Genomic DNA, 25,204 nt, shown 5'->3' with positions numbered 1-25,204 from the left:
ACCGACAGCGAAGGCTACGGGGTCGACACCCAGGCGGCTGGCACGCCAACCGTGGTCATCGTGGACGATGCCAACAACGACCAGATGCTGACCAAGACCGAGATCGGCAATGATCAGATCCAGGTGCGCGCCGGGGTCAATCACGCCGACCTGGTTGCAGGTGGCAAGGTGACGCTGACCATCAACAATGGCGGGGTGAACAGCACTGTCCAGTTGACGCTCAAAGCCGATGGCACCCTGCTGGCAAGCGATGGCAAGAGCTATGGCTATCAGAACGGCACCATCAGCTGGACGGAGACGACCCCGGCCAACGGCAAATCGTTGACGGTGACGGCGACCCAGACCGACAAGGCGGGCAACGTCTCCCTGCCGGGCAGCGACAACGCGCAGATCCTGAATGAAGCGCCGGAGACGGCGAACAAGCAGGCAACTGGTCAGGAAGATGCAGCCAGCATCGCCATCCCGACCCTCAGTGGCAGCGACATCGATGGCAGCGTGGTGAGTTTCACCATCAAGAGCCTGCCGGCCAACGGCATCCTCTATCTGAACGGGGTGGCGGTGACGGTGGATCAGAGCATTGCGGTGGCGGACGCCGGCAAGCTCACCTTCACTCCTAATGCCAACTGGAACGGCAATACCAGCTTCAACTATGCGGCGGTGGACAACGACGGCGCCGTGGATGCGAGCCCCGCAACCGTGACCATCAAGGTGGATGCGGTCAACGATCTGCCGACGCTGACCATCTCCAACGGGGCTGTCGTCTCCGAAGAGGGGCTGGCAGACGGCATTGCAGACATGACCGGCAACCCGGATAGTACCGATGCCATCAAGGCGTCCGGTATCCTCTCGGTGGGTGACATCGACAGCGGCACCCTCAACATCTCCCTGAACGGACCGACCGGGCTGACATCCGGTGGTGCTCAGGTCCAGTGGAACTGGAGTGCGGGTAGCAAGACGCTGGTCGGTTACACGGGCACCATAGGCTCTGCCGACTACAAGCCGGTGGTCGAGGTCAAACTGACCGCACCCAATGCCAGTGGCAAAGGGGACTGGACCTATGAGGTGACCCTCAAGGGCCCGCTCGATCACGCTGATACCACTCGGGAAGACAAGTTGTCGTTCCAACTGGATGTGGAGGTCTCCGATGGCAGCGGCAGCACCAAGGACAAGCTGGATGTCAGCATCGAGGATGACTCCCCCATCGCTGGCAATGCCGACGCCGTGTCCGTCGCCAAGACCAATATCCCGAACACCTTGACCGGGTTCTTCGATCTGACCCAGTTCAGTGGCAACCATTCGACCCTGGACATGACGGGCTTCACCATCAGTGCCCTGGGCTTCACCTCGGACAAGGATTCGACACTCAAGGGCGCGGATGTGAACGGTTCCAGCGCCGGGCTCGGTGTGGCCAGCGAGAAGGGGCCCTATCACAACATCGCCAACGAGATCGACTTCCGTCACTTCGCCAATGGCACCTCTGCCTCCGAGCAACTGGTCATCAAGCTGGATGCGGGCAAGGTCGCCTATGGTGCCAACATCAAGTTCAGCCAGATGTTTGGCGGCGAGCTGGAGAGCGGGGTCGTCGAGTTCTATCGCGGCGGTGTGCTGATCAATACCCTGGTATTCAGCTCGACGGCGGCAGGCGGGGAGTTCAACCAGAACTTCCAGGTGCAGCAGGGTGGCTTCGATACCATGGTGATCAAGGCGACCAACAACGGCAACACCAACACCCAGGACAACAGCGATCTGACGGTGAAGAGCATCGAGTTCCTCGGTGCCGACACGGCGCAGGCCATCGCCTATGGCTCCGGCACCGTGACGCCGCAGTGGGGTGCGGATGGCAAGGGCTCCATGGCACTGGTGCTGGATCCGGCAACCTTCGAAAATGGTTTGCGGACGGCTTCCGGCTCCGCCATTTCCATCACCTCCAGCGGGACCAACACCCTGCTCGGCAAGGATGCGGGCGGCAACTTGGTCTTCCGGCTGGAGTTCACCCCGGCCACCGGCAAGTGGGAGTTCTTCCAGTACCAGAACATGTCCAAACCCCAGGGCGATGGCGACATCGACTTCCGGATCCAGGTGACGGATGGCGATGGGGATGTGAGTATCGGGTCGTTTGCCACCAAGCCGCTCTTTACGCCCATCGTTCAGGGGATCTCTGTCGACAGCGTGATCGAAGGCGGTAGCCTGGAACATACGGTGACCCTGTCCGACGCGACCCAGGAGGCGACGCAATATGACTTCGCCATCAGGGGCAGTGGCAGCAACCCCGCATCCAACCTGGATTGGGGGACTGCCCAGTTCAGCAACGGGGTGACCTACAACAGCACCACCGGCAAGATCACTGTGCCGGCCGGGGTATCCGGTTTCACCGTGACCATACCGACGGTGAACGATCGTCTGGTCGAGGCAAACGAGACCCTGTCGGTGACCATAGGTGGCCAGAGCGGCACAGGTACTATCGTCGACAACGATCGGGCGCCGACGGCGGCCGGTGGCCACAGTGCCGGGCAGGAAGACAAGCCCCAGGTGCTGACCTGGGCCCAGTTCGGTGCCAGCGACGATCAGGCCGCGAGCGATCTCGGGGTGCAGATCAACACCCTGCCCCTGAACGGTACCCTCGAATACCTCAATGCGGCGGGGCAGTGGGTTGCGGTGCAAACCGGATCCCTCATCTCCTACGCCGAGGTGAATGCGGGCCATCTGCGCTTCGTGCCCGGTCTGAATGAATCGAGCACCAATGCCGCCAACGGCAATGGCGCCCTGGCCGGCAATATGAAGGGCGACTACGCCAGCATCGGCTATCAGATAAGCGACGGTGCCAACCTCAGCAACGGCAGCAAGCTGGTGATCGACGTGGCGGCGGTGGCCGACAAACCCACCGTCAACGTTACCCTGACGGGGAATGGCATTCCGTCTTACAACCCGAGCTTCCCGAGCGCGAGTGTCACCACGGAGCAGTTCCAATCCGGTAACTTCAGCAAGACGGCCTTTGGCATCACCAACTCGCTGGCGGACAGCAGCAGTGGCCAGGAGCAGGTGCTTGGTAACAGCGGCAACGACTATATCGTCAGCACCCACGGCGGTGGCGATCTGCTCTATGGGCAGGGGGGGAACGATGTCCTGGTCGGCGGCAATGCGACCCAGGGGGATTCCCTCTACGGCGGTGATGGCAACGATGTGCTGGTATCCGGTCTTGGCGGCGACGGCCTCTATGGCGGTGCCGGTACAGATATCGCCGTGCTGACCGGCAACCGGGCCGATTACGCCATCAAGAAGGGCAGCGGATACTCGGTCAATGATCGCTGGTTCGACTTCTCCGTCACAGAGAAGGGCGCCGGCATCACCAAGGCGCTGCATGACGTGGAGTATGTCCAGTTCGCCGACGGCATCTACCAGCTCAACCAGAGCACGGGTGAGCTGACCCTGGTGCAGCCGACGGTGGTCGACTACCCGCTGGAGCTGAGCGCCTCCCTGAGCGATCGGGATGGCAGCGAAGTACTCGACAGCCTGGTACTGAGCGGCATGCCGAAGGGGGCAGAACTCTACAGCGGCAATCAGCTGCTGGGTACCGTCGGGGTTGATGGCAAGCTCACCCTCACCGCCGGCAGCGGCCTGTGGAGTGCGAGTGCGCTGGATGTGAAGCTGACCGGCCTGACCCTGCGAGTCCCTGGCAGCAGCGCTGGCCAGGTCGATCTCAAGGTGGACGCCATCGCCAAGGAGGTGGGAACCGATCAGACCAGCTCCGCCACCGACGATGACAGCATCCGCCTGAGCTACTTCAACGCCATCGAAGGAGAGCCGGGCGATCAGAACCGGACCTACGGCAGTGAGCACAATATCGTGGTGGGGGATCTGGATGGCAGCGTGGTATTGCCGGGCCAGAACTACAACATCGCCTTCATGGTCGACAGTTCCGGCAGTATCGGCAGCGACGCCATGGAGACGATAAAGGCCCAACTGACCCAAGTCTTTACCAGCCTCAAGAACAGTGCCGGGACCGAGGGTGCGGGCAAGGTCAACATCTTCCTGGTGGACTTCGACAGTCAGGCCAACAAGTCCATCAGCGTGGATCTGAAGGATCCCAATGCCCTGACCAAGCTGCAGAGCGTGCTCGGCAGCATGGACGGCAGTTATTGGGACGGTGGTGCGACCAACTACGAGGATGCCCTCAAGACCACCTCCAACTGGTTCAACAGCGACACCGCCAAGAACAACGCCAATGCGAAGAACCTGGCCTACTTCATCACCGATGGGGCGCCGAACACCTATTACGGCTATGAGGATACCAACCCTGTCATTAACCTGGTGACTGGCGAGAAGCTCGATTCGTTCGTCAACGTCAATAACTATGTGCCGGGTCAGGCCTTCTACGCCACCATAGGCGGCACCAGCAGGATGCTGATCGATGCCAACGGCAGGGTGCAGCAGTGGTCGCAGAACAGTAACAACAACAAGTGGAACTCGACGTCCATCGGTACCTTGAAGGCGCAAGGGGATGGCACCTTCGAGATTTCCACCGCCTATGACGGCAACTACTGGGCGCTGCAAAACGCCCTGGCCGTCTTGCCGCTCCTGGCCGCCAACAAGGTCGTTCTGCAGGCCATCGGCATCGGTAGCAACGTCTCCATCGATACCCTGAAGCAGTTCGATAGCGATCAGGTGGTGCAGTCCAACGTGTCTGCCTCCGATCTGGCGAACTCCATCCTGGGGACCTCCATCAACAACCTGCCGGGGGCCGACCGCTTCGATGGCGGGGCAGGCGACGACATCCTGTTTGGCGACGCGGTACGCTTCACCGGTATCAGCGGGGAAGGCTATGCGGCCATCAAGCAGTATGTGAGCGGCAAGCTGGGGGCCGGGTCGGTGACCGATGCCCAGGTGCATTCCTACATCACGGATCACGCCAGCGAGTTCGATCAGTCGTCGACCAATGACAAGGGCGATACCCTCTACGGCGGGGATGGCAATGACATCCTGTTCGGTCAGGGCGGTGACGACTTCCTGTACGGCGGCGCCGGCAACGACATCCTGTTCGGTGGCAGCGGCAACGACACCCTCTATGGCGAGAGTGGCAGCGACGTGTTGAGTGGTGGCAGCGGCAACGACACCCTGTACGGCGGGACCGGCAACGACGTGCTGAGCGGCGGCCTGGGCAACGACATCCTGATCGGGGGGAGTGGCGACGACATCCTGAAGGGGGATGCGGGATCCGATACCTTCACCTGGCTGAAGGGGGACACGGTCGCAGGCTCCGTTGCCAAGGACTATGTGGTCGACTTCTCCAAGTCGGAAGGGGACAAGCTGGATCTGAGCGACCTGCTCGACAGCGATGGCAGCAAGAACCAGACCACCCTGAAGAGCCTGCTCTCTGTGTTCCAGGACAGCGAAGGAGTGCACCTGCAGGTGAAAGAGAGCAGCGCGGCACCTGTGACCCAGGAGATAGTGCTGGTGAACCACACCTTCGACACCCTGACCGGGGGAGCGGGGTCCACGGCCAACCAGGTCATCGACTACATGTTGAACAACAATCTGCTGGATATCGACAAGTAACCCAGCCAGATGGACACAAAGCGGCAGAGCAATCTGCCGCTTTTTATGCGCGTCATTCGGTCTTCGTGGGGTGGAGGAAAGAGGCAGCCAAGGGGAGGGGGCGCCGGTCCTGTGTTGCTGCAGAGCAAAAGAAGGGCGCCACCTCGAACGAGGGGCGCCCCGGGGTCATCCACATTGCGTGCTCAAGGATCAGGCATTGACCTGGGCCAGACGGGAATCGCGCTGAAAGCAGTTCACCAGCAGCAGCAGGGTGGTGACGCCGACGGTGCCGAGCACCAGCCAGGGCAGCCAGGGCTGGCCCTGGGCCATGGCGTAGTCGTGCAGGGCGCCGCCCCCCACATAACCCGTCATGCCACCCAGCGCCAGACCAAGGCGACTGAAGCCCATGTAGCTGCCGCGCGCCCCCGGCTGCGCCAGCTTGGTCATGAGCGTTTCCCGCGCCGGCTCGGCGATGACGATGCCGAGATAGAAGCAGGCGAGCAGCAGGAAGACAGCAGGCAAGGTGGTGGCAAAGGCCACCAGCCCGATCCCCGCCGTCATCAGCAGCACCCCCGCCATCAGGCGGTTTTCCAGCTTGAAGTGGCGCTCGCCGTAGCGGGCAAGGGGGTAGAGCAGGGCCAGGGAGATGGCCGTCTCCAGGGTATACATCCAGCCCACCGCCGTGGTGCTGCCCGCCATCTGCTTGACCAGGATGGGGAAGATCAGCATCACCTGTACCCAGAGTGCGTAGTAGCCGCTTAAGATCAGCACCAGCCGGCAGAACGCCTTGTCCGCCAGCACCTGGCCGAGGCCTGTCCGGATCGGGGTCGGCCGCAGGGAGAGCTTGTAGGGGGGCAGGATCAGCAGGTTGCACAGGGCGGCGCAAACGAACAGACCGGCCCCCAGCAGACAGACATATTCAAAGTCGAAGTTGAGCAGCCAGCTGCCGAGCAGGGCCCCCACCACGGCGCCGGCGCTCTCCAGCATCATCAGCAGGGAGATGTAGCGGCCGCGCTCTCGCGGGCGGGTGAATTTGATCACCAGGGCGGCGCGGGGGGGATCGAACAGGCAGCCGCCGAGCCCAGAGATGATGCAGGAGAGGATGAGTTCCAGCCCGCTCTGGGCATAGGCCAGGCTGGCAAAGCCCAGCGCCCGCAGCAACATGCCGCAGACGATGAGGGGGCGAGCCCCGAACTTGTCGGCCAGCGAGCCGCCGAAGACCCCCAGCCCCTGCTGGGTCAATTGACGCAGCCCCAGCGCCAGCCCGACCACACCGGCGGCCCAGCCAAGCTGATCCACGAATCGCAGGCTGATCATGGGCATCACCACGAAGAACCCCAGGATCACCAAGAGGGAATCCAATGCCAAGAACCACCGCCCCAACCGCCTCGCCCGCTCCACCATGACCCTTATACCCCTGCTTGCTTCGATGACATTATTTGTTGTGTACTCATTATCCGAATGGCGCCGTCACCAAACAGAGCCAAGGGCGACGATAAGTCCCTGACTCGCTGGCGTTCTGCCATTTCACGACGATTGATGCTGCTATTCTGGTGGGGCTCCAGATATAGTGGTAGCCGACAACTGGCTATATTTCATATTGGATTTGGTTATGGCTGTGACACTCGATGATTTGCAATTGCTGCTGGATGTGGCCAACCGTGGCAGCTTCAGCAAGGTGGCGGCCATTCGCGGCTGGTCACAACCCATGGTGAGCCAGCGGATCGCCGTGCTGGAGCAGGAGCTGGGTCAGTCCCTGTTCCGTCGTCACCGCCGTGGCGCCACCCCCACACCGGCCTGCGAGCAGTTCCTGCCGGCGGCCACCAGTGCGTTGAGCGCCCTGGAGGGGGGACGGCTGGCGATGCAGGGGGCGCCCGCCTTGCCGCGGATCCGGCTCTCCTGCCTCCCCTCCCTGACCACTGTGGTGTTTGGTCCCCTGCTGCTGGCCCTGGTGGACGAGGCCTTCGAGATCCGCTGCAGCACGGATCACTCCGGCGTCATCATGCAGGAGCTGCTGACCGGCGAGACAGACGTCGGCTTCATCCTCAAGTGTCCCGCCATCGCGGGCATCCAGCTCGAGCTGCTCTATCGCTCCCCCATCATCGCCGTGGCCTGCGCCACCCATCCGCTGGCCGGACGGCAGGGGCTGACCCTGCAGGACATCGCCAACGAGCGGCTGGCCCCCCAGCAGTGGGGCACCGGCTGTGACGAGCTGATCCTGCAACTGCGGCTGCTGCGCCAGGTGGCGAGCCCGCTGCACGCCATCCAGCCCGCCAGTGCGGCGCGGGAGCTGGCGCTGGAGCATGGCTTCATCACCCTGATGCCGGCGCTCGCCATCACCCGGGATCTGGAGTTTGGCCGTCTGGTGAAACTGGATGTGACGGATCTGCCGCCGGATCACTGGGACGTGATGATGGCCTGGCGCAGCGGCAAGCGGCCCAATCCCGCCAAGGAGCGGGTGCTGGAGGCGGCGCGCACCCTGGCCCGGCGCTGGTCGGGCAAGCCCGCATGAAAAAAGCGCCGGACAAGTCCGGCGCTCTCCCTTCACTGACATTCGGGATCAGTAGCTGGCCTTGAGGCTCACCCCCGAGAAGGCACTGAAGCCGCTCAACTGCACGTGCCAGGTGCCCGCCTTGGGCGAGTTCAGGGTGCAGGTCTCGGCGTTGCCGCTCTTGTAGGGGCGGCAGTCATAGCTGCTGCTGGTCGGCACGCTGCCGAACTTCACGTAGAGATCCGCATCCCCGCTGCCGCCGCTGCTGGTCACCACCAGCTGGCTTCTGCCGGCGGGCACCTCGATGGTGTAGTTCAGCTTGCCCCCCTTGGTGGCGGTGAGATTGGTCACGGCGACCCCGTTTTGCAGCACGTTGCCGGGTTGGGGTGTGGCGCCGCAGCTGGCGTTGACCCCGACCGCACTGAAGGCAGCCGCCACGTCGCTCAGGTTGTAGCCGAGATCGGTGGCCGCCCTGGTCACGCCGCAGGCACCCTGGTCGAAGCTGGTGTTGGGGCCCCAGTAGAGGCGGTTGGCCAGCACGAACACCTCGAATGCCTTGCGGGTTTGCCAGCCGCTGGTGTTGGCCAGCAGGTAGAAGGCGCGGTTGTAGACCCCGGAGCTGTGGTGCACGTCGATGCCGTCATAGTAATCGCTGGCATGGCCGATGGAGCTGCCGTCCCGGGTCGGATCCTCGAAGTAGCGCAGGGAGCCGTTGCCCTTGAAGATCTGGGCCCCCACCAGCCAGTCGTTGCTGCCCTTCATGTAGTTTTCTGCCGCTTCCCCCGCCATGTCGGAGAAGGCCTCGTTGATGCCGCCCGACTGGCCCGAGTAGACCAGGCCCGAGTTCTGCTCGGTGAAGCCGTGGCTCACCTCGTGGGCCGCCACGTCCAGGCTCACCAGGGGGTAGAAGGTGGTGGCGCCGTCGCCGAAGGTCATCTGGCTGCCGTCCCAGAAGGCATTCTCGTAGTTGCGGCTGTAGTGCACCCGCATCTTGAGCTTGAAGCTGAGCGGCGCCGTGTTGTACCAGTTGCGGTACATGTCGAACACCACGTTGCCGAAGTAGTGGGCATCGTTGAGGGGGGAGTAGGCGCCGTTGATCTCCTTGACCGTGTTCTCCGGGCAGCTGAACTGGTGCACCGCCCCCCCACTGGCGGCGTGGTTGAGGTTGATGGTGTCCACGTTGGTGCTGCTCATGCGGCAGCTGTCGTCCACCTTGAGGGGACCAAAATCGGCGCCATAGAAGTACTTGCCGGTCTTGACGTTGCCCCCCGGGCCTGTGGCGTCCTTGTGGTTGATCCCCTCCCAGCGCTTGAGCTCGCTGCCGGTCTGGGCGTCGATCATCACGAAGGGGCGGCTCGGCTCCTTGCTGGCGGCGAGCCAGGAGACCAGATAGACCAGCCTGGCCTGGCCGGTCTCATCCTGCATCACGAACAGCTTGACCTGTTCGTTGCTCCCTTTGGCGCCGCTGCGGGCCTTGAGGGCGGCGTCGCTGGCAGAGAGGGCGACGGCCGGGCCCGTCAGGTCGGCATCTATCTTGCGCAGCATGGTGCCGGACACCTGGTTGACCTGGCCCCCCAGGGCCTGATCGGCCACCAGCACCTGGCCCCACACCGGAATGCCCTGCCAGGTCTGCTCATAGCGTATCCGCTGCTGGCCATTGGGCAGTGTCACCGCCCGCACCTTGCGAAACTCGCCATCCCCTGCGGCGAGGGCACCGATCCTGGCGGCGCCGCTCACCGCGCCGGGCAGGTCGGAGACCTGGTTCACTTCCACCTGTTCTGCCGCCATGGCGGCGCTTCCCCAGCAGGCCAGCATGACGGCCAAATAGACTTTGTTCATCTCGTCTTTCCTTAGTCGATGAAGATTACACGCCGGGTCCGTTGCCCGGCGCTCTTACACTAGTGCGCCGGTCTGAAATAACTGCCTGTCATTTGTGACAGAGCAGCATAAAGGCGTAGCAGATCTGACTGTTGCCATCCGTGGCTGCTGAAAGTCGTCATTAATCTGGTGACTTGTGCCAATGAAAGGGCTGATTGCTGCAAGGCTGAAAATAGTGCCCAAATGGGCACATCCATATGGGGATTGCCTGCCGGTGAAAGGCACCGAAAGTCCTTGGCAAACAAGGGATTGATTGACTACATTGGCTCCCATGACGGCGGGGGCCGGACCAAAGGCGGGGGAGGAGCAATGTTTTCATGGCAACTGGATGACGAGCTGGCGCTCCTGTTCCTGCAACCCGACATGGCCAGCGAACTCTTTCGCCTCTGCCAGCGTAATCGCGACTATCTCTCCCAGTGGCTGCCCTGGGTGCCCCATATCCAGCAGCCTTCTGACAGCGCCACCTTCATTCGCCACGCCATCGAGAAATTTGCCCGGGGCGAGGGGCTGACCACCGCCATCGAGTATCAGGGGGAGGTGGTGGGTGTCATCGGTTACAACCAGATCGATCAGGGGCTGGCCAAGGTCAGCATCGGCTACTGGCTGGCGGAGCGCTGGCAGGGCAACGGCATCATCACCCGGGCCTGTCAGGCCCTGATCCATCACGCCTTCGAGGAGATGGGGATGGAGAAGGTGGAGATCAGCGCCGCGCTGGAGAATGAGCCCAGCCGGGCGGTGTGCGAGCGGCTCGGCATGCAGCAGGAGGGGATCACCCGGCGGGCGGAGCGGCTGGCGGACAGGGTGGTGGATCACGTCCACTACGGTCTGCTGCGGGATGACTGGCTCAGGCTGCGGGAAAGGGATCACTGATGGAGTCCCGGCCCAGCCAGGTCGCTGGCGCCATGCCTGGCCAGCATGGGGAGGCAGAGTGCTGACCCTGCCCCATATCACCACGGCCCGCACCCGGCTGACCGTCCTTCCCCCGGAGCGGGCCGAGCTGATGCTGGATTTCTACCTGCGCAACCGCACCCATCTGCAGCCCTGGGAGCCGAGACGGGACGAGAGCTTCTACACCCTGGGTCACTGGCAGGGGCGGCTGCGCGACGGTTACGGCCAGTTTTTCGACGGCAGCGCCGTGCAACTGGTGGCGCTCGATCCCAAAGGGGAGCGGGTGCTCGCCACCTGCAACTTCACCCACATCATGATGGGCATGTTCAAGGCATGCCATCTGGGCTATGCCATCGACCAGGCCCATGAGGGGCAGGGGCTGATGCAGGAGGTGGTGACCGCCGGCATCGACTACCTGTTCCGGGAGCGCGACCTGCACCGCATCATGGCGAGCTACATGCCGGTGAACCGGCGCAGCGGCGCCCTGCTGACGCGTCTCGGGTTCGAGCGGGAAGGCTATGCCCGGGACTATCTGATGATCAACGGCCGCTGGGAGGACCACGTCCTCACCGCGCTGCTCAATCCGGCAGGTTGAGGAGTCGGTGGCTTTCTCCGGGCGGGGTCAGCCCCTCGTCAAGCCGTTGGCGCAGGCCGTCCCGGATCCTGGTTACCCAGGTTCTCTCGGCTTTTTCACGGCAAGATCGCACTATCTGTATGCCTCTCATACCCCTGACCCCAAAAGCGTGTAAAATTGCGCCCTGAATTTTCCCGGCCAGCAGCAGCTGGTCGCGACTCCATACATGCAAGGCTGACATTGTGACAGAAGTAGATAGATTCGCGGACATTCGCCCCTATCGCGATGACGAAGTGCCGGCTGCCATCGAGCGGCTGATCCAGGATGACGAGTTTATCGGCGCCATCGCCAAATACCGTTTCGGTTCCCTGATGAGCTGGCTGGGCTGGGCCATTCGCCCGCTGATCCGCCAGTTCCTGCGCCACAAGTGGGCCAAGGTCAGCACCGTTCATCAGGTGCAGATGGGGGTGACCCGTTACATGAGCCGCATGATAGCCACCTCCACCCAGGGGGTGAGCTTCTCCGGCCTAGAGCATCTGAAGAAGGAGCAGGGCTACCTGTTCGTCTCCAACCACAGGGACATCGCCATGGATCCGGCGTTCGTCAACTGGGGGCTGCACACCCATGGCTTCGACACCGTGCGCATCGCCATCGGCGACAACCTGCTGCGCAAGCCCTGCGCCACCGAGCTGATGAAGCTCAACAAGAGCTTCATCGTCAAGCGCTCCGCCAAGGGGCCGCGGGAGATGATGAAGGCCCTCGGCGAGCTGTCTGCCTACATAGGCCAGTCGGTCCACGAGGGGCACTCCATCTGGATCGCCCAGAAGGAAGGGCGCGCCAAGAACGGGGACGACAAGACGGATCCGGCCATCCTCAAGATGTTCTACGTGGACGGCAAGAAGCAGAAGATCGACTTCGTCGACTACATGCGCAGCCTCAACATAGTGCCGGTGAGCATCAGCTACGAGCTGGACCCCACCGACAAGGCCAAGGCGCGGGAGCTCTACGAGAAGTCGGTCAACGGCAGCTACGAGAAGGGCGAGTTCGAGGACATCGAGAGCATAGTCGCCGGCATCGTCGGCCAGAAGGGGCGGGTACATGTCTCCTTCGGCGCCCCCATCACAGAGGGCTTCAGCGATCCGGACGAACTGGCCGCGCTCATCGACAAGGCGATCTGGAGCAGCTACCGCCTCTTCCCGGGCAACTACCTGGCCGCAGATGTGCCCGGCAAGGCCAGCACCATAGAGCAGACCGCCTTCCTGACCCGCCAGTCGGAGGTGCCGGAAGAGCACAAGGCCATCTGGCGTGCCATGTACGCCAAGCCGGTGGAGAACGCCAGCAAGGTTTGAATGACGCCGATTCGGTGAAAAAAACGGGAGCAGATGCTCCCGTTTTTGCGTCTGGTCAAAGTCGGTGGCAATGGAGTAGTGAATAATATTGTTTCAACTGGTACGATCATCGGGTGAATGAGCGGGTATCTCTTGGCAAGGGGCGGGCGACTGTGCAACAGTGACCCGGCGCCAACAAGACGAACCAGGCGCTCTTCGAGTCTGCACGGATGGCAGACGACGCTGAATAAGGACCTTTAGGGGTCCTTTTTCATTGATGGACAAAGATAGACGGCAGATATACCTAAGGATGCGAACCCCATGATCACCGGCAGTCTGGATACCTTGCAACGCACCCCCTTGCCCGCGCCCCTGGCCCGCATCATGGCCGAGGTGGTGAAGAGCCTTGCCCACTGGCGTGAGGCGCCGCTTGGCAAGCAGGACATAGACGGTCTCAAGTTGTTCTGCCTGGTGAGCGAAGAGCTGACCGAGCCGGTCGTGGATCGCCGCGGCGAGTTTCATGAGCAGTATCTGGACATCCAGCTGCTGCTGCGGGGGGAGGAGTGGATCGGCGTCGGGCCCCATGCCTATGTGAGCGACGGCGCCGATCATCCCCACCCCGATCTCTGGTTCGTCGATGACGACCAGACCAGTTATCTGGCGTTGCAGCCCGGCGACTTTGCCATCTTCTGGCCGGGAGAACTGCATCGCCCTCTCTGTACCCTGACCACCCCGGGCTTGGTGAAGAAGCTGGTTGTCAAGGTCCACCAGTCGCTGCTGACCTCGGTCTGAGCGGCAGCGCCGGGTGCCCGGGCACCCGCCACGACAGGGCAGCCGCTCGGTCCGTCCCGAATCGATGATTCGACGAGTGTGCCTGCCGAAAGGTCGGCACCAGAGAGTTTGAAAGGATGAGCGCGCCAGGCCATGGGTCGGCGCCAGAGAGTTTGAAAGGATGAGCGCGCCAGGCCCAGAGTTGGCGGTCGGCGTCAGAGAGTTTGAAAGGATAAGCGCGCCAGGCCCTGGGTCGGCGCCAGACAGTTTGAAAAATTGGGCGCACTTTCCTGCGACCATAACGCCCCCGGCAGGGGAATCCCATCCATGTTGGATGACACGACACTGTCGGCATAAAGCCGAAGCACAGGAAGATGTAGAACATGAGCAAGTTGGTATTGATCCTTAACTGCGGTAGCTCTTCCCTGAAATTTGCCGTAATGGACGCCGAAACAGGTGAGGACATGCTGTCCGGCCTGGCCGAATGCTTCAATCTGGATGACGCACGTATCAAATGGAAACTCCACGGAGTCAAGGGCGAAGCCATGCTGGGCGCCGGTGCCGCGCACCAGGCCGCCCTTGACCACATAGTGGGTCACATCCTGCCCCAGGATCCGACACTCGCCGAGCAGCTGGTCGCCATCGGCCATCGCATCGTGCACGGTGGCGAGCAGTTCTCCCGCTCCGTTCGCATCGATGATGGCGTCATCGCCGGCATCGAGGCCGCCATTCCGTTCGCCCCCCTGCACAACCCGGCGCACCTCATCGGCATCCGCGCCGCCCTCAAGGTCTTCCCGGCCCTGGCCGAAAAGAACGTGGCCGTGTTCGACACCGCCTTCCACCAGACCTTGCCGCAGGAAGCCTACCTCTACGCGCTGCCCTACAAGCTCTATCAGGAGAACGGCATCCGTCGTTACGGCGCCCATGGCACCTCCCACCGCTTCATCGCCGAAGAGACCGCCAAGGCACTGGGCAAGCCGCTGTCCGAGCTCAACATCATCAACTGCCATCTGGGCAACGGTGCCTCCGTCTGCGCCATCCGAAACGGCGAGTCCGTCGATACCTCCATGGGGCTGACCCCGCTGGAAGGGCTGGCGATGGGCACCCGCTCCGGTGACATCGATCCCGCCGTGGTCTTCTTCATGCACGACCAGCTCGGCTACAGCGTGGACGAGATCAACCAGGTGCTGACCCGCGAGTCCGGCCTGCTGGGCATGACCGAGGCGAGCAGCGACTGCCGTTACGTCACCAGCAACTACGCCACCGACGCCGGCGCCAAGCGGGCGCTGGATGTCTTCACCTACCGGGTAGCCAAGTATGTCGGGGCCTATGCCGCCGCCATGGACGGTCGTCTGGACGCCCTGGTGTTCACCGGCGGGATCGGCGAGAACGCCGCCATGGTGCGCGAGATGGTGCTGGCGCGGCTGGCCCTGTTCGGCTTCAAGGTCGACAAGGAGGCCAACAACGCCGCCGTGCTGGGGGGTGAAGGTCCCATCACCGCCGAAGGCAGCCGCCTGGCCATGGTGATGCCCACCAACGAGGAGCTGGTCATCGCCCGCGATGCCCTGAACCTGGTCGGTTAAGGCCACCTCGCAGCGAATCAACGCCCGGCCTCTGCCGGGCGTTGTCGTTTCGGGGGCTCGTTGAGCAAGCTGTCATTTGACATGGGGGGCCAGATACGTACCCTGACCGCAGTTTCACGTCGCAGAGGTAGAGATGAAGGAAATATTTTTCAACTGGTTGTCCGGTCTCGGGGTGGAGGTTACCGCCATGATGGCGCTGGTGATCGCCCTGGGCTTCATCGTGCTGACCGGGTTGGCACTGCACCTGGTGCTGCACCGCATCCTGCTGGTGCGCCTGGTGGGGCTGCTCGGCAAGACCAAGCAGGTGTGGCTGCCGCCCCAGTTGCAGCAGCGGCTCTTCTACCGGCTCGCCCTGGTGCTGCAGGGGGCCGTGCTGCTCGGTCAGGCGGAGATCTGGCTGCCCAGGGAGTCCGACAGCCTGCAGCTTATCGAGATGCTGGCCCAGCTCTGGATCCTGCTGTTCCTGCTGCTCGCCCTGTTTGCCCTGCTCGACTGCCTGCTGTCGGTGAGTCGCCATACCCGGCTCGGGCGGGATCTGCCCCTGCGCGGCATCTTCCAGGGGGTGAAACTGGTGGCCAGCATCCTGGTCGGCATCCTGATGATAGCCCTGCTGCTCGGCAAGTCGCCGCTCTTCCTGTTCAGCGGCCTGGGGGCCATGACAGCGGTGCTGATGCTGGTGTTCAAGGACCCCATCCTCGGTCTGGTGGCCGGGATCCAGCTCTCCGCCAACCGCATGCTGAGCGTCGGTGACTGGCTGCAGATGGACAAGTACGGCGCCGATGGCGAGGTGACCGACATCGGCCTCACCACGGTCAAGGTGTCGAACTGGGACAAGACCATCACCACCATTCCCACCTATGCCCTCATCTCCGACTCCTTCAAGAACTGGCAGGGGATGACGGAATCCGGTGGCCGGCGCATCAAGCGCAGTGTCAACATCGACATGACCAGCGTGCGCTTCCTGACCGCCGAGGAGCAGTTGCAGCTCAAGCAGGCCAGGTTGCTGGCCCCCTATCTCAGCCGCAAGGAACAGGAGCTGAGCAGCTACAACCAGCAACTCAGCGACGCCATCAGCTGCCCCATCAATGGCCGTCACCTCACCAACCTCGGCACCCTGCGCGCCTATCTGGATGCCTACCTGCGTGCCCACTCCGGCATTCGCAAGGACATGACCCTGATGGTGCGCCAGCTGGCACCGACTTCCGACGGCCTGCCCCTGGAGATCTACTGCTTCACGGCGACCACCGCCTGGGCCGATTACGAAGGGATCCAGGCCGATATATTCGACCATATATTCGCCATTATCGGGCAATTTCATCTGCGGTTGCATCAATCTCCAACCGGTTATGACATGCACGCCTGGAAGAACGGGTGATTTGATTCTTGTTGCAGGATGAGGCCAGGGGAAAACGCCATATTAATCATCGACCCGTCACCACGTGTCGGTTGAAATTTGCGGTGCAGAGGAGAAAAATGGCGGCCTTCTCTTCGCCCCGGGCGCGCACGCCCCGGCCAGAGTGCTGAATCACCCCAATATCACAGGAAAGTTATGAAGCTCCTCTACAACACGGCGGCTGCACTGTGCTGCAGCCTGCTCCTGACCGCCACGCCCGTGCTTGCCGTCGAATATGCCCTGCCTGCGGCCAACAGCCGCCTGGTGGGCGAGAACCTGGAATACGTGGTGCCGGCCGAAGAGGCGGGCCAGCCCCTGGAAGCGGCCGCGGCCAAGTTCCAGCTGGGATTGACCAACATGCTGGAAGCCAACCCCAAGGCGGATCCCCTGCTGCTGCAGGCGGGCGAGAAGCTGGTCGTGCCGCACCAGCTGATCCTGCCGGATGCCCCCCGCGAGGGCATAGTGCTGAACGTCGCCGAGATGCGCCTCTACTACTACCCCAAAGGCAAGAAGGTGGTGGAAGTGCTGCCCATCGGCATCGGCCAGCTCGGCACCGACACCCCGGAAGACTGGGTGACCAGCGTGCAGCGCAAGAAGGCGGGCCCGACCTGGACCCCGACCGCCAAGATGCACGCCGAGTACGCCGCCCGTGGCGAGACCCTGCCTGCGGTCTGGCCGGCCGGCCCGGACAACCCCATGGGGCTGTTTGCGCTCTACATCGGCAAGATGTACGCCATCCACGGCACCAATGCCCAGTTCGGCATCGGCCTGCGGGTGAGCCACGGCTGCGTGCGGCTGCGTAACGACGACATCGAGTACCTGTTCAAGCAGGTACCGGTCGGCACCCGTGTCCAGTTCGTGAACCAGCCGATCAAGGCCTCGGTCGAGCCGGATGGTCGTCGCTATCTGGAAGTGCACCAGCCCCTCTCCCGCAGCCAGGAGGAGTTCAACTCCAGCCTGCCGGCACCCTTGCCCATGTCCACCGCGGTGACCCGTTTCATCGCCCACGCGGACAGCGACTCCCAGCTGGTCAAGCAGGCCCTGGAGCAGCGCAGCGGCATGCCCATCGCCATCAACCGCTGATCCGGTTGTCCTCGATGTCGAGCCCCGGCCAAGGTCGGGGCTTTTTTATGATGCGTAAAGGAGGGTAAGTCTTTGCAGTGTCGGGATAAAATCCGGCCTAACCGCTCTTGATTGGTTACTTGATTAGGTGTGAAACGTTTTCTCTGTGTTTTTTATTTGTTAAAAGTGGTTGTGATCAGGCGATCTGCTGATTAATCTAGGCCGGTTTTTTAAGGAAGAGCCCGTCGCGAGAACGGGTACAAGAGTCACATAACGGAGTTTTGAATGACAGCTAGCACCCCAATGCTCATCACCTTTCTGGTGTACATCCTGGGTATGGTCCTGATCGGCTTTATCGCCTATCGCGCCACCCAGAACTTTGACGACTACATTCTCGGCGGCCGCCGCATGGGGAGCTGGGTGACCGCCCTCTCCGCCGGGGCCTCCGACATGAGTGGCTGGCTCCTGATGGGCCTGCCGGGCGCCGTCTTCATCGGCGGCATCTCCGAGAGCTGGATCGCCATCGGCCTCACCATAGGTGCCTACTTCAACTGGCGCTGGGTGGCCGGTCGGCTGCGGGTTCACACCGAGAAGAACCGCAACGCCCTGACCCTGCCGGACTACTTCACCTACCGTTTCGAGGACAAGAGCCGGGTGCTGCGCATCCTCTCCGCCCTGGTGATCCTGCTGTTCTTCACCATCTACTGCGCCTCCGGCGTGGTGGCCGGTGCCCGCCTGTTCGAGAGCACCTTCGGCATGAGCTATGACACCGCCCTCTGGGTCGGTGCCGCGGCTACCATCACCTACACCTTCTTCGGCGGCTTCCTCGCGGTGAGCTGGACAGATACGGTGCAGGCCACCCTGATGATCTTCGCCCTGATCCTGACCCCTGTGTTCGTCATCATCGCGGTCGGCGGCATCGACACCGCCATGGTGCAGGTGGCGGCGCAGAACGCCAGCAACCTCGACATGTTCAAGAATCTGGACTTCATCGCCATCATCTCCCTGATGGCCTGGGGCCTGGGGTACTTCGGCCAGCCGCACATACTGGCGCGCTTCATGGCGGCGGACTCCCACCACTCCATGGCCAGCGCCCGTCGCATCAGCATGACCTGGATGGTGTTCTGCCTCGGCGGCGCCGTGGCCATCGGCTTCTTCGGCCTCTCCTACTTCTCCACCTTCACCGAGCAGGCCGCCGGCGTCACCGGCAACCCGGAGCGCGTCTTCATCGAGCTCTCCAAGATACTGTTCAACCCCTGGATTGCCGGCGTGCTGCTCTCCGCCATCCTGGCGGCGGTGATGAGTACCCTGAGCTGTCAGCTGCTGGTCTGCTCCAGCGCCATCACGGAGGATCTCTACAAGCCCTTCCTGCGCAAGAACGCCTCCCAGAAAGAGCTGGTGTGGGTCGGCCGCGCCATGGTGCTGGTGATCTCCCTCATCGCCATCGCCGTGGCCGTGAACCCGGAGAACCGGGTACTGGGGCTGGTGAGCTACGCCTGGGCCGGCTTCGGTGCCGCCTTCGGCCCCGTGGTGCTGCTCTCGGTGCTCTGGTCGCGCATGACCCGCAACGGCGCCCTGGCCGGCATGCTGGCCGGTGCCCTGACCGTCATCGTCTGGAAGCAGTTCGGCTGGCTGGGTCTGTACGAGATCATCCCGGGCTTCGTCTTCGCCACCCTGGCGATAGTGGTGTTCAGCCTGCTGGACAAGGCCCCCTCCAAGGCGATGCTGGATCGCTTCGATGAGGCCGAGCGCGAGTTCCAGGCTCCCCCTGTCTCGGCTGAGCCGGTCATGGTGAGATAAATCACGCACGCTGAATAAAAAAAGCCCCGCAACTGCGGGGCTTTTTCATGGGCGGGGCGGGCTTATTGGCCGCTGACGCGGCACTGCAGGGCGGCTTGGTCATAACGCTCCAGCCTGGCTTCGTTCCCCTTGGTCAGCAGCGTGAGATTCTGCCCCTCGTAACGGGCACCGCTGGCGCTGGGGGCTTCAAAGGCGAGCACCTGCGACTGCTGCGTCCCCTCGCTCAGGTTGATCACGGCGGTGGGCCGCTTGGCCTCGTTGTAGAAGTAGGTCGAGAGCCGGATCCCGCCGTCGCACTGGTAGTCGACCGGGCTTGGCACCCTCAGCTGGCCCCCCTTTATCTGCAGCTCTGTGATGCGCAGCTGGTAGCTCTCCTCCACGCATTGGCGCGAGTCGCTCTCTTTCCAGCACTCGTTGCGCCCCTTGATCCAGCCGCGCTGCATCGCCTTCTCCGTCTTCTGCTGCTCGGCCGACAGCTGACTCAGCGCCTTGGGGTAGAGGGCGGCGAGTTCGTTATCCAGCGCCGCCAGCCCGGCGTCCTGGCAGATAAGCTGCTCGGCCGCGCTGTGGGCCTTGGCGCAATCAAAGGAAGGGGTGGCGGCACTGGCCAGCAGCGGCATCAAGGCGAGGGTGCCCAGCAACATCTTGGTCATCGAAAAGGCTCCAGCAAGAGGGGATTCCCACTTACTACAGCACAAGGGCGCCGGGCCGCCGAGGACTTTTTCACCCCAGGCTCCCTTGCCCGCCTCTTCGGGCACCGCTGCCGACAACAATGGTCATCAGGTCGTCGCCGCCCTGACTCAGGGTCGCCGCCGCGCCAGCCGCTGCGCATCACTGCGGGCCGCGGCCGCCGCCCGCCCCAGCCAGCGCTGTCGCTCCCGCTCGCTGGCGGTATGGACAGGCCCCAGATGCTGGCGATGGGTCAGCCGGATGCCGCATAGCCCCAGCACCGGCTTGGCGAGAGTGCGCTCGACGGGGGAGCCCAGCCACCAGCGGTAGTACCAGACAGGGCTGTCCATGGTGAGCAGCAGGCGCGCCGTCTTGCCGGCGAGCAGGCGCTCGGGAAGCGCCTTGCCTTCCTGATAACGAAAGGCAAACCCCGAGAGCAGCACCCTGTCCAGCAACCCCTTGAGCCGGGCCGGCAGGTGGCCCCACCAGAGGGGGGCGACGATCACCAGATGGTGAGCCTGCTTCAGGCTCTGCTGCAATGCCTGCAGATCGGGCTCGAGGGGCTGCGCCTCGTCATAGCCATGGTGCAGATCCGGCTCGAAGGCGAGTTCCCCCACGTGATGCAGGGTGACCTCTGCGCCGCCCTCCTCGGCGCTGCGGGCATACTCCCGGGCCAGGGCATGGCAGAGGCTGTCGGGTTTGGGGTTGCCGTTGATGATAAGCAGCTTGGGTGTCATGGTGTGGCTCCTGATGAAGTGAGCCCTCATTACACCCCTTGTCCCATGGGACAGAGTCAAGCCACCTTGTGCGCCTGCCCTGCATCCCTCTGATGAAGCTGCGATTCGGGGTCGCGCGGGACGGGATCGCCATAGCGGCAGGGGTGCTGCGCCAGCAACTTGGCGCACTGGGTCAGGGATTGATGCTGGCGTTGCAGCCTGACCACCTCGGCCTCGATCTGCGCCAGCTTGCCCGCGATAAGCTGCTCCACCTTCTGCCAGGGAAACTCGGCGAGGCTGGTGAGGCCCGCCAGCAAGGGGACCAGCTCGCCCAATTTGCAGCCGAGCCGCTGGGCCTCGCGGATAAAGCCGACCCACTCCAGATCCTCGGCCCGGTAGACGCGATACTTGCCGCGCCGCCTGGGCTCGGGCAGCAGGCCGAGCTGCTCGTAGAGACGGACAGCCTTGGGAGTGGTGCCCGCCAGCCGGGCAAATTCGCCGATATACATGGTGCTGCTCGCAAACTCGCAAAGGTGGTGTGAAAGGAGCCCACTATAGGCCAGCGGCAGGGGGGATTGAATCCCCGTGGGAGAGGGGAGAGTTGGATTGGCAGGGGATGGCTGACAGAGGACACCCACCTTGTCAGGCAAGTCTGCTATCTAGATGGTGGGTGTCCTAGTATTTTTATTATTTTTATTGCTCAAGCATTGGCAATTTGAGGTATAACGCCGCATTCAGCGGCTTGTCCGCTGCAATGCCTTGTTATAAGCCGCTTTGCAATTCATTTTTTAATGCCTTAAGCAACCCTGGAGCAGATTCTCTGACGAAAGCTATCTGAGCTTTTGAAAGGGGTTCCCCATGAACTGCATAGTTACAAACAGATATAACCTCCATTACGCCATGAAGAACATTCTTGGATATTGCCTCATAGTTTCGTAGGTCATTTAAGAGCTTACCAACTGAGTACCTATGGCGATATTTATCATCAATATCTGAATATTCGCGCAAAAGGTTTTCAAAAGACAATCGCACCTTAAACATTTCAACATGGATTGGGTCAACTCCGTAATCATAAGCGTCGTCTTGCGCTGCTGTTATACCCATCTTATCCAGCGTGCGTTGTATCTGCTCTGATAGATCTGGTATCTCAGAATCTTTTGGAGGCACTGCACCAGATTGAAAATATATCTGGTTGCTGTTTGCATTTGATACTTCAATCGATGACTTGATTTCTGTTTTAAGTATGGAAAGTTGATGACTTACATCTTTCTTTAAATCATCGATTTGCTGTTTTAGTTTTACTCCAAACAAATCCATCTCTTGGATTATTGGCGCAAGACAGACGCCAATCCAGATTACAAACACAACAACGTCGAAATAAGAAGGGTTTCCCTCGATGAGCTTTGGATACCTTCCATACAAATAGAACCCTATTACAATAACGAGGATTCCCCACTAAACGGTTTTAAAGTTCTCAGAATTCTTCACCTATACCTTGCCTTCCTTGAGGCTTATAACGATTAAGCTAAGGGGCGGGCTTTAGTCCGTCCCAGTGAGCGAAGCGAACGATTTGAGCGCATTGTTAGAAGCCTTTGTGAAGTTTTTTTAGTTCAAAAGAGTCCCATATACTGTTTGGGTCTTTAGTATCTTCGCGATGGTTGTGTGGGAGGCGATAGCCATTTCCTTTGGCGGAGAATACGCCGAACTCAACTTCTGTTATGGATTCATCTTCTGTTTCTGCTTCTTTGTAAAATATATCAACCAGCGCAACGTCTCCTGGCTTGAGAATTACAGGGATTCCTGTGGCTTCTGAGTTTAAAATTCTACCGTCTATGAGCAATTCAACCTGTTTAATAGCAAGTTGAACGTCACCAGTGTTGCTTAATACATACTCCATTTTTCTATCAAAAACAGAGTCGATTATTCCTGTTGAGAACATTGCGCCGGTAAGGTGCTCTCTCCGGCGGAACTGTTGAATGTATAAGTTGTAGAACGATACAGAAATGGCGATCAGTGAAAGCGCTAGTGTTATGTAGTCTTTTGTTTGCAAGACGGACTCCGTATGGCTTCTAACGATTAAGCTAAGGTGCGAGCTTTAGCCCGTCCCAGCGAACGAAGTGAGCGATTTGAGCGTATTGTTATACGCCAACTCTGAGATTAGGACTGCCCATGGGGTGTGTTTCAGAGTTAAAGAAATAAAGCTCTTTATCGGTGAGTTCTTGGTGTAGTCGGGACTTGAATGACAGAATGCTGGCTTGATTTTGATGTGGCCATACGCTGATTGCTATACGCTTAAGCGGACTTTGATTTATGGCATCGATAATATGTTGGTCATAGTCTTTGTGAAGTGAGTGCCCAACTACAACTAGATTATCGGTTGATTTGCATAGTTTTTCGTATGAGAAACGTAAGTAATCGTTCCTCTTGATTCTAGATAGCTTCCATTCTGAACTGCCTTCTGAGATAAAAAGTGGAAACTGTTCGGGATGTGCAAGATCGAAAAGATCGGCCAGTCGTGCAATGCCGTTGGTGGTTAATTTTTTTGTTTTACCATTTGATTTCTCTACTAAATGTACTGCGCCATGCAGATAGTGGATAGTGCACCTGTCCGCAACGACTGCCGTATCAGTGATATCAAAAGTGCTACCTTCACCCCAAAACATGTCTTTGAAGCGCCAGGTTTCTTCGCGCATTATTGACCAATACGGAATTAGATCATAATTGGTTGTAAATACATTCTTGAAGCTTCTTAAGGACTGATTTATAGCAGGTATACTGGCGAAGTCAGGTGGGACGTGCGCGTAGTTTACAGCTGCTGCAAGGGAGTTTTTTGTATTTGTATAAAGCTGGTCGATTTGATCGTGTTGCGGATTTCCGAGCTGTTGGTCTACAAGCTTAGCGTGATAAAGGATTCTCAGAACATCCTCGAAGTTTGAACTACCTATATGGTCGAATAGCGCAATACTTTCTTGGCTTAAGGTTGTTTCGATATCGTTACTCTGAGCAACTTCGTAAAGGCTGTTGTAACCAAAACGCTCCCAAATATTTATACTGAAACCATTGCCAAGAAGTAAAGATTCCCAGCCATCACCTTCGATTTCTTGCCAATCTAATAAGTGATGATCAATTTGTGATTCCGGCACAGGTTTCTCCTTGGGGTATAACAGTGATTAGATGGAGGGCGGTACTAACACATTAATACCGCCTTCTATCTAACTCCGCTTCACTTTGATTCAGGGATTTATAAATAACATTTTAAATCAATTATTTACCTGCCTACCTCTGAAGCTGATTGTATTCGCTTGACCTCTTCTTTTTGCGCAATCATGACGACTGTATAGAAAATCAGTGTGACCTTGGCCATAGCAAACGCCGGCATGGCTACCGCACTGGATTTCAGCTTCCAGTGTGCTGCTATTTGGCTGCGCTTGGGGGATGGCGTGGCTCATGGGTGACTCCAACGAGGCATATATTGCCATTCGGGTATGTTAGCGGGGGTGGCGCCGAGGGGAAGGGCAGGGTGATGGATTTTCGGGCGGGATCAAAGAATGAGCTGCTATGGCAAGGGATGCGTCGGTGCCCCGGGTCTGCAAGAGGGGGCTATGCCCCCTCATTGGGCTCATGGGGCCGGTTGCCTTTTAGGCCAGCACCAGGGGTTGGCGGCTGTTATGGCAGCTCGTGAAGGGGAAGGGCTGGTCGCCCTCCCTTACGCCAGCGCCAATGTCTGGCGGCTGCGCCACAGCCGCTCGTGGAAGAAGAAGACGACTGTGTTGATGGCAGGTTCGATCAGTGCCATCACGCCGCCGGTGAGCAGCTCGCCGCTCAGCAGGTAGGCGACGGCGAAGGCCACCGAGAAGTGGACCAGGGCGAAGCTGCTGGTCTTGGCCTGCAGGCTGTGATTGGGCTTGAGCTTGTGCCAGCCAAGGTCGTGGAAGTAGAAGGCGACCGTGTTGACGGCGGGCTCGATCAGGGCGATCAGGCTGGCGGTGAGCAGTTCGCCGGTCAGCAGATAAGCCACGGTGAAGGCGACACTGAAGTGCAGGATGGCGAAGCTGATGGTCTTTTTCATGATGGTGTCTCCTCTGGCGATGAAGGCAGTATCACCCAGAATCACATCAAATGAAAACCATTCTCATCTATCAGCTAAATAGAAAAAGCCTATCGACCGGGGGAGAAGCCACCAGATTGGGGACTTGCCTGGGGCCATGGCGGCGCTAGAGTGTGCCTTTTGCCATGAAAAAGGAGCTTTCATGACCATCAACTCCACCCTGTTTGGGCTGTTTATCCTGCTGCTGATGATCCTTGTCGGCGTCGTGGCCTGGCGACTGGCCCGGCGCAAGAGCCGCCACCCCGTGCTTGTCACCGTCCTGTGCGTGCTGCTCTGCCTGGTACCGCCCTTCGCCCTGCCGGCGCTGCTCATTCTGGCACTCTGGCGGGATATGCCCGTCAGGGCCTGAGGCGAGCGGCGTCATCCCGGCAACGGCAGAGAGAGAAAAGCCCCTTTCGGGGCTTTGTCATG

Annotated in this window: 20 protein-coding genes; 11 read left to right on the top strand and 9 right to left on the bottom strand. The window is 60.6% G+C overall.

The genetic code is table 11. The features are described 5' to 3' along the window. The coding region (locus ACWPWQ_RS17365; RefSeq protein WP_454010354.1) for a type I secretion C-terminal target domain-containing protein at nt 1-5,553 on the top strand (5,553 nt) is incomplete at its 5' end. A gap of 189 nt (nt 5,554-5,742) precedes the next feature. On the opposite strand, the gene mdtH is transcribed toward ACWPWQ_RS17365, so the two are convergent. Beyond that, on the bottom strand, nt 5,743-6,936 hold the full coding sequence (gene mdtH, locus ACWPWQ_RS17360) for a multidrug efflux MFS transporter MdtH (protein WP_454010353.1): 1,194 nt from the start codon (nt 6,934-6,936) through the stop codon (nt 5,743-5,745). 208 nt (nt 6,937-7,144) lie between these two features. Between mdtH and ACWPWQ_RS17355 the strand changes: the two genes are divergently transcribed. After that, nucleotides 7,145-8,044, top strand: coding sequence for a LysR family transcriptional regulator (locus tag ACWPWQ_RS17355; protein ID WP_025325890.1), 900 nt, complete (start codon nt 7,145-7,147; stop codon nt 8,042-8,044). A 48-nt stretch (nt 8,045-8,092) separates the two neighbouring features. Here the strand turns inward: ACWPWQ_RS17355 and ACWPWQ_RS17350 are convergent, their stop codons facing one another. Then, nucleotides 8,093-9,862 (bottom strand): M4 family metallopeptidase, encoded by a 1,770-nt coding sequence (locus ACWPWQ_RS17350; protein WP_454010352.1) that lies wholly within the window; start codon nt 9,860-9,862, stop codon nt 8,093-8,095. A gap of 348 nt (nt 9,863-10,210) precedes the next feature. On the opposite strand from ACWPWQ_RS17350, the gene ACWPWQ_RS17345 reads away from it, so the two are divergent. From ACWPWQ_RS17345 to putP, 8 genes are all read left to right on the top strand, one after another. After that, nucleotides 10,211-10,771 (top strand): GNAT family N-acetyltransferase, encoded by a 561-nt coding sequence (locus tag ACWPWQ_RS17345; protein ID WP_025325892.1) that lies wholly within the window; start codon nt 10,211-10,213, stop codon nt 10,769-10,771. A gap of 61 nt (nt 10,772-10,832) precedes the next feature. Next, nucleotides 10,833-11,384 carry a ribosomal protein S5-alanine N-acetyltransferase gene (rimJ, locus tag ACWPWQ_RS17340; protein WP_342059922.1) on the top strand — a complete coding sequence of 184 codons (552 nt, stop codon included), beginning with the start codon at nt 10,833-10,835 and terminating at the stop codon, nt 11,382-11,384. Between the two features lie 221 nt (nt 11,385-11,605). Next, complete coding sequence (locus ACWPWQ_RS17335; protein WP_139435958.1) at nt 11,606-12,712, top strand: 1-acyl-sn-glycerol-3-phosphate acyltransferase; 1,107 nt, start codon at nt 11,606-11,608, stop codon at nt 12,710-12,712. A gap of 300 nt (nt 12,713-13,012) precedes the next feature. Continuing rightward, a complete protein-coding gene (locus tag ACWPWQ_RS17330; protein WP_404837829.1) occupies nt 13,013-13,483 on the top strand; it encodes a YhcH/YjgK/YiaL family protein in 471 nt (156 codons plus the stop codon). Between the two features lie 362 nt (nt 13,484-13,845). Further along, nucleotides 13,846-15,045, top strand: coding sequence for an acetate kinase (locus ACWPWQ_RS17325; protein ID WP_454010351.1), 1,200 nt, complete (start codon nt 13,846-13,848; stop codon nt 15,043-15,045). Nucleotides 15,046-15,178: 133 nt separating this feature from the next. Continuing rightward, complete coding sequence (locus ACWPWQ_RS17320; protein ID WP_265436582.1) at nt 15,179-16,420, top strand: mechanosensitive ion channel family protein; 1,242 nt, start codon at nt 15,179-15,181, stop codon at nt 16,418-16,420. 174 nt (nt 16,421-16,594) lie between these two features. After that, nucleotides 16,595-17,521, top strand: coding sequence for a L,D-transpeptidase family protein (locus tag ACWPWQ_RS17315; protein ID WP_454010350.1), 927 nt, complete (start codon nt 16,595-16,597; stop codon nt 17,519-17,521). Between the two features lie 264 nt (nt 17,522-17,785). Beyond that, a complete protein-coding gene (gene putP, locus ACWPWQ_RS17310; protein WP_429110558.1) occupies nt 17,786-19,300 on the top strand; it encodes a sodium/proline symporter PutP in 1,515 nt (504 codons plus the stop codon). 62 nt (nt 19,301-19,362) lie between these two features. Here putP and ACWPWQ_RS17305 read toward each other — a convergent pair whose 3' ends face one another. From ACWPWQ_RS17305 to ACWPWQ_RS17275, 7 genes are all read right to left on the bottom strand, one after another. Then, nucleotides 19,363-19,953 carry an MliC family protein gene (locus ACWPWQ_RS17305; RefSeq protein WP_454010349.1) on the bottom strand — a complete coding sequence of 197 codons (591 nt, stop codon included), beginning with the start codon at nt 19,951-19,953 and terminating at the stop codon, nt 19,363-19,365. Nucleotides 19,954-20,100: 147 nt separating this feature from the next. Then, nucleotides 20,101-20,706, bottom strand: a complete 606-nt coding sequence (locus ACWPWQ_RS17300; protein WP_454010348.1) for an NAD(P)H-dependent oxidoreductase — start codon at nt 20,704-20,706, stop codon at nt 20,101-20,103. 56 nt (nt 20,707-20,762) lie between these two features. Continuing rightward, nucleotides 20,763-21,194, bottom strand: a complete 432-nt coding sequence (locus tag ACWPWQ_RS17295; RefSeq protein ID WP_454010347.1) for a MerR family transcriptional regulator — start codon at nt 21,192-21,194, stop codon at nt 20,763-20,765. 253 nt (nt 21,195-21,447) lie between these two features. Beyond that, nucleotides 21,448-22,002 carry a hypothetical protein gene (locus ACWPWQ_RS17290; protein WP_454010346.1) on the bottom strand — a complete coding sequence of 185 codons (555 nt, stop codon included), beginning with the start codon at nt 22,000-22,002 and terminating at the stop codon, nt 21,448-21,450. Nucleotides 22,003-22,267: 265 nt separating this feature from the next. Then, on the bottom strand, nt 22,268-22,735 hold the full coding sequence (locus tag ACWPWQ_RS17285; protein WP_454010345.1) for a hypothetical protein: 468 nt from the start codon (nt 22,733-22,735) through the stop codon (nt 22,268-22,270). An 88-nt stretch (nt 22,736-22,823) separates the two neighbouring features. After that, a complete protein-coding gene (locus tag ACWPWQ_RS17280) occupies nt 22,824-23,828 on the bottom strand; it encodes a DUF4917 family protein (protein WP_362843162.1) in 1,005 nt (334 codons plus the stop codon). 563 nt (nt 23,829-24,391) lie between these two features. Beyond that, nucleotides 24,392-24,754, bottom strand: coding sequence for a DUF2061 domain-containing protein (locus ACWPWQ_RS17275; RefSeq protein ID WP_454010344.1), 363 nt, complete (start codon nt 24,752-24,754; stop codon nt 24,392-24,394). A gap of 181 nt (nt 24,755-24,935) precedes the next feature. On the opposite strand from ACWPWQ_RS17275, the gene ACWPWQ_RS17270 reads away from it, so the two are divergent. Further along, nucleotides 24,936-25,142, top strand: coding sequence for a hypothetical protein (locus tag ACWPWQ_RS17270; RefSeq protein WP_319916290.1), 207 nt, complete (start codon nt 24,936-24,938; stop codon nt 25,140-25,142). The last annotated feature ends 62 nt before the right edge of the window (nt 25,143-25,204 follow it).

This window comes from Aeromonas sp. Marseille-Q7275, from assembly GCF_965119515.1.
Note: the sequence above shows the minus strand (reverse complement) of the source record. Positions and strands in the feature narration are given on the sequence as shown.

Excerpts from the sequence above, each read along its gene's own strand:
- mdtH (WP_454010353.1), bottom strand. The coding sequence starts at position 6,936 with ATGGTGGAGCGGGCGAGGCGGTTGGGGCGGTGGTTCTTGGCATTGGAT.
- ACWPWQ_RS17355 (WP_025325890.1), top strand. The coding sequence starts at position 7,145 with ATGGCTGTGACACTCGATGATTTGCAATTGCTGCTGGATGTGGCCAAC.
- ACWPWQ_RS17350 (WP_454010352.1), bottom strand. The coding sequence starts at position 9,862 with ATGAACAAAGTCTATTTGGCCGTCATGCTGGCCTGCTGGGGAAGCGCC.
- ACWPWQ_RS17345 (WP_025325892.1), top strand. The coding sequence starts at position 10,211 with ATGTTTTCATGGCAACTGGATGACGAGCTGGCGCTCCTGTTCCTGCAA.
- ACWPWQ_RS17330 (WP_404837829.1), top strand. The coding sequence starts at position 13,013 with ATGATCACCGGCAGTCTGGATACCTTGCAACGCACCCCCTTGCCCGCG.
- ACWPWQ_RS17325 (WP_454010351.1), top strand. The coding sequence starts at position 13,846 with ATGAGCAAGTTGGTATTGATCCTTAACTGCGGTAGCTCTTCCCTGAAA.
- ACWPWQ_RS17320 (WP_265436582.1), top strand. The coding sequence starts at position 15,179 with ATGAAGGAAATATTTTTCAACTGGTTGTCCGGTCTCGGGGTGGAGGTT.
- ACWPWQ_RS17315 (WP_454010350.1), top strand. The coding sequence starts at position 16,595 with ATGAAGCTCCTCTACAACACGGCGGCTGCACTGTGCTGCAGCCTGCTC.
- putP (WP_429110558.1), top strand. The coding sequence starts at position 17,786 with ATGACAGCTAGCACCCCAATGCTCATCACCTTTCTGGTGTACATCCTG.
- ACWPWQ_RS17305 (WP_454010349.1), bottom strand. The coding sequence starts at position 19,953 with ATGACCAAGATGTTGCTGGGCACCCTCGCCTTGATGCCGCTGCTGGCC.
- ACWPWQ_RS17300 (WP_454010348.1), bottom strand. The coding sequence starts at position 20,706 with ATGACACCCAAGCTGCTTATCATCAACGGCAACCCCAAACCCGACAGC.
- ACWPWQ_RS17295 (WP_454010347.1), bottom strand. The coding sequence starts at position 21,194 with ATGTATATCGGCGAATTTGCCCGGCTGGCGGGCACCACTCCCAAGGCT.
- ACWPWQ_RS17290 (WP_454010346.1), bottom strand. The coding sequence starts at position 22,002 with ATGGATTTGTTTGGAGTAAAACTAAAACAGCAAATCGATGATTTAAAG.
- ACWPWQ_RS17275 (WP_454010344.1), bottom strand. The coding sequence starts at position 24,754 with ATGAAAAAGACCATCAGCTTCGCCATCCTGCACTTCAGTGTCGCCTTC.
- ACWPWQ_RS17270 (WP_319916290.1), top strand. The coding sequence starts at position 24,936 with ATGACCATCAACTCCACCCTGTTTGGGCTGTTTATCCTGCTGCTGATG.